The organism is Nocardioides guangzhouensis, from assembly GCF_004519545.1.
GTDB classification, from domain to species: domain Bacteria; phylum Actinomycetota; class Actinomycetes; order Propionibacteriales; family Nocardioidaceae; genus Nocardioides; species Nocardioides guangzhouensis.
The window spans coordinates 1-4,141 of record NZ_SDKM01000086.1; the positions used below are offsets into that span (position 1 = coordinate 1).

General features: G+C 69.4%; 4 protein-coding genes. 1 reads left to right on the forward strand and 3 read right to left on the reverse strand.

Annotation, left to right across the window (positions count from 1 at the left end):
- Positions 1–367, reverse strand: a 367-nt coding sequence (locus EKO23_RS24285) for a winged helix-turn-helix domain-containing protein (RefSeq protein ID WP_134721096.1), incomplete at its 3' end; no start/stop codon positions are given.
- A gap of 1,284 nt (positions 368–1,651) precedes the next feature.
- Here EKO23_RS24285 and EKO23_RS24290 point away from each other — a divergent pair.
- Positions 1,652–2,632, forward strand: coding sequence for a DUF389 domain-containing protein (locus EKO23_RS24290; RefSeq protein WP_246051295.1), 981 nt, complete (start codon positions 1,652–1,654; stop codon positions 2,630–2,632).
- A 246-nt stretch (positions 2,633–2,878) separates the two neighbouring features.
- Here the strand turns inward: EKO23_RS24290 and EKO23_RS24295 are convergent, their stop codons facing one another.
- Both EKO23_RS24295 and EKO23_RS24300 read right to left on the reverse strand, forming a co-directional pair.
- Positions 2,879–3,205, reverse strand: a complete 327-nt coding sequence (locus EKO23_RS24295; RefSeq protein ID WP_246051296.1) for a transcriptional regulator — start codon at positions 3,203–3,205, stop codon at positions 2,879–2,881.
- Positions 3,205–3,684 (reverse strand): hypothetical protein, encoded by a 480-nt coding sequence (locus tag EKO23_RS24300; RefSeq protein ID WP_134721098.1) that lies wholly within the window; start codon positions 3,682–3,684, stop codon positions 3,205–3,207. Before EKO23_RS24300 ends, EKO23_RS24295 begins: the two co-directional genes overlap by 1 nt.
- Positions 3,685–4,141: the final 457 nt, after the last annotated feature.

Below are 4,141 nucleotides of genomic sequence, written 5' to 3' on the forward strand. Positions count from 1 at the left end.
CGCCGACCTCGCGCACCAGCCGACCGGCCAGCGCGACGAGGTAGCTTGCCGACAGGTGGTCGGCGTTGGCTTCCGGCTCTGCCGCGGACGCGCTGACGGCCGCCGGCGACACGACGTACGACGCCGCCGACGCCTGCAGCACCCGCTCGGTGATGCCCCCGTGCCGGCGCTCCTCGGACAGCTCCACCAGCCCGTGCGCCTCGAGCGCCTTGAGGTGGTAGTTGACCTTCTGGCGCGCGATGCCGACTCGGGCGGCGAGCCCGGCCGCGGAGGCCGGGACGGCCAGCTCGCCGAGCAGCCGGGCCCGGACCGGATCCAGCGCGGCGGCGGCTGCCTCCGCGCTCTCGATAACTTCGACGTCCTGCACATCGCCACCATCCTCTTNGTGCTCCTAGACGCGGAAGGACGCACGTCGTCCAGCGCGCGGATCGCAGGATGACCGGATACTCCTCTTGAGGACTGCGGCCACGTTCTGGCAGCGATCCTCGCTGCTCGTCTCGGAGGGACCTCATGTCTGAGTTCACGCCCCTGCGCGAAAGCCGTTGACAGTCTCGCCAGCCATTCACCACCGCCGGACTTCGGCGACCTCAAGCGCCGGGCCACCCGTCGCAGGCGTCGACGTTTCGCCATGGTCGCAGCCGCCGCCACCGCTGCGGTGATCGCTGGATCGGCGCTTGCAGTCACCGGCATGGACGACCGACGGACCGCCCCCCGATCGGGCAACCTACGGCGCCTTCGCCCGAGTCGCCCACGGCGCAGGCGAGCCCCGAGCCGTCACCGGGTTCCGACGAGTACTACGAAGTGAAGTTGCGGAAGATCCTGGCGCAGGTGCCCGACCGGGCCATCACCGACGGCGACCCCGCGTTCATCGCCCCCTGTGGAGGGGACTGGTCATCGACCGCCAGCGGAGCTGGTGGCGGGAGCTTCGCCATCTCGCCCCCCAGCGAGGAAGCGTCCGTCTTTAGCACCGGGCTCGGCTTCCCGGCGGCAGCCGAGGCGAGGGAAGCAGTAACAGTCTCGTCGAGAACCTCGAATCCTGCACGACCGTCGCGTGGCGGACCCAAACGATCGCTCAGACCGGTGCGCTACTCGCTTCCTCGCCCGCTGGGTGATCTGGATTCAGCAGAAGGGCTCAGGAGTCAGCACACTCGAGGTCCCCACGAATGACGGGCGGCCGCCCGCAGACGTCCAGGTCGAGGTCGCCGAATGGATAGTCGCTGACATGACGCATTCGCGGATCGACTGAGCCGTGTGCAATCGACGGCCGAGGGTCTCTGCCGCCCGGAGAACGACCACTCGGCCACTGGTCTCCCACGTCGGGGCGCCCATGCCAGGAGCACCAATGCGCTGCTGGATGCGCGTCGGCTTGCTGCATGCTCAGCCATGGGGATCGCTGATGCGCATGGGCGTCGACCGCAGGCTCTGACAGGTCAGCTTCCCCCAGAGCTCCGTCAGACCTCGAATGGACCCAAGGAAACCCCGCGCTGCAGTTCCTGCGGTTCCTGCTGGCGGGGTGGGCGAGGTCGCGCCGGTCACCCGGGAGGTGCTCCGCCGAGCCGACCCCGACCGGGGGCGCCGACCGCACGTGCACGCCGGCTGATCCGAGGCGACGAGGGTCGCGTGCGTTGCACCCATGAGCGCGTCACCAGGTGTGAGCGAGTGCGGAACACTGGCCGCCATGCAGCACCTGCGTATCAACAGTCCCCGGGCCCTTACCCCAGGCGTCCTGACGGCCCTGCGTGACGATCCCGCTGTGAGCAGCCTGAGCTGCGTGCACGACGCCTCACTGGAGCCCGAAGGCGACGTTGTCGAGGCCGATGTCGCCCGTGAGGCGGTCAATGACGTCGTCGACCGCCTCCGGGACCTGGGCGTGCACAAGACAGGGAGCGTGCACATCCAGCCCGTCGTCACGTGGCTCTCGCAGACCGGGCTGGAGGCGGAGCGTCGCACTCCTGGATCGTCAGCTGACGCGGTGGTGTGGGCCGACGTCACCCAGCGCGCCTATGAGGAGTCCGAGCCGAACTGGACCTACCTCAGCTTCATGACACTGGCGACCCTGATCGCCAGCATCGCCATCGTCCTCGACTCGCAGATCCTCGTCATCGGAGCCATGGTGCTCGGCCCCGAGTTCGTGGCCATCGCGGCGCTGGGTCTGGCACTCGTCCGCCGACGGTACACACTCTTCTGGTACGCCTCCCGCACGTTGCTGCTGGGCTTCGGCCTGGCCATCGTCCTGGTCACCATGCTGGCGCTCGCAGCGCGTGGCCTCGGGTGGGTCACGTACGAGGACGTGACGGCGCCGCGCCCGGACACCGCGTTCATCTACTCACCGGACAAGTGGTCCTTCATCGTCGCCGTGGTCGCCGCAGCAGCCGGGGTGCTCTCTTTGACCTCGGCCAAGGTCGGCGGCCTGTCCGGGGTGTTCATTTCCGTAACCACCGTGCCGGCCGCCGGGAACGTGGCCCTCGGCCTCGCCTTCGGAGTGCAGCACGAGATCTGGGGCAGCCTCCTGCAGCTGGTGCTCAACATCGCCGGCATGGCAATCGCCGGCTGGGCGACCCTGGCGTTCCAGCAGTCGGTGTGGAGCCGCATGTCCGCACGCCGAGCCCGACTCCTCCAACGACGAGCTTGACCGCCGATGCCCCGCACCCCGGGGCTCGGGCTATGTGGGAGACCCAGGGATGGGGCGGCGCGCCGCACAACGGTCGACGACCATTACCTGATGCGTCTCGAAACGGGGGACCTCGAGACGCATCGGGGCCGGCGCGGGTCAGCCTACCGACCAAGGCACCGAACAAGGTGGATTCACACAGGTCCGCCGAATCCCCTCCCGGTTGGGCGTTTGCGCCGTCCCCGCAGGTGGTCCACCCACCACAGGTCAGTCTGACCGGGCTCCCAGCTTGGCGGTGGAGATGACCTCCTGGAGCGCGGCCACATGGCCCACGAACGCGCGCCGACCGGTGTCGGTGAGGCGGACACGGACCCGACGCCGGTGCTGGGTGACCGGCCTCTCGATGTGGACGTAGCCGGCGTCCTCCAGGGTGGCGAACTGCTTGGAAAGCGCGGAGTCCGACAGCCCGAGCCGGTCGCGCACGAACGCGAAGTCCGCCCAGTCCGCGGAGGCCAGCAGCGCGACGATCGACAACCTGGTGCTCGGGTGGATGAGGTCGTCGAAGACAGCCTCCGCCATCACGCGCTCGGCCATCAGGCGCTCAGCCGGCGTACGGCGCGGCGACGCACCCAGCTCATCAGCAGCGGCCCGCCGGTCACGACCAGCGCCGCCACGATGCCGCTGGCCAACAGCGCCGGATGACGCGCCGCGTCCGCGTCGAGCACCAGCGCGATCGCCGTCGTGAGGGCCACCATGGCGACCAGGAACCCCAGCACCAGGAACGGGACCCGCCTGCTGACCAGGTCCCGGCGGACGCTCAGCCGCGACGAGCCGCGCCGGCCCGAGATCACCCTCGGGGCGACCGCCGCGTGCAGCGCCCCGAACCCGACCGTCCCGACCGCCGATGCCCACACCGGCGCGAACGTCGCGAGTGCCCCGAGCACCACCCACCCTGCCGCGACGCTCCACCAGTACCAGCCCGGCACGTCGATCTCGGCGGCCACCTGCTGGCGACGGGCCTCGACCGCGTCCAGTGCCAGGCGTGCCTCGGATTCGCTGACCTGACCGTTCACCCCAGCCTCACTTTCCGACCAGGAAAACGTAAGACTTGCCCGGTAGGAAAGTCAAGGGTCGCGCCCGTCCAGAAGAGGCGCGACGGAACCGGTGGCATCGGCGATGGGACCCTCCACTGAGCGATCACAGTGGCCGGACCAGGGCCCGCTCGCTTGCCGGGCGCCCCGGCTCCCAGACCTGACCTCATCGGCTGAGACATCCGGCATTCCGACTACCTGCGAGTGTGGCGCCGCCCGATGCGGCCCCGGCAGCGCATGCTGGGACTTGAAGCATGGGGTATGGGTACGGGGCCACTCGGGAGGGGAAGCCGTGACCGACAGCGTGTTCGACCAAGCGGAACTGTTGCAAGAGGCAATTCTCGCGGCGGCACTGATGTCTGCTGCGTTGAAGTCGGAGAAGCCGCTGACGCAGGACCGGATCGACGATGTCCTCGGCGTGCGGGTTCCTCGCCCGCGT

Coding starts and splice junctions, on each gene's coding strand:
- EKO23_RS24295 (WP_246051296.1), bottom strand. CDS start 3,205: ATGGCCGAGCGCGTGATGGCGGAGGCTGTCTTCGACGACCTCATCCAC.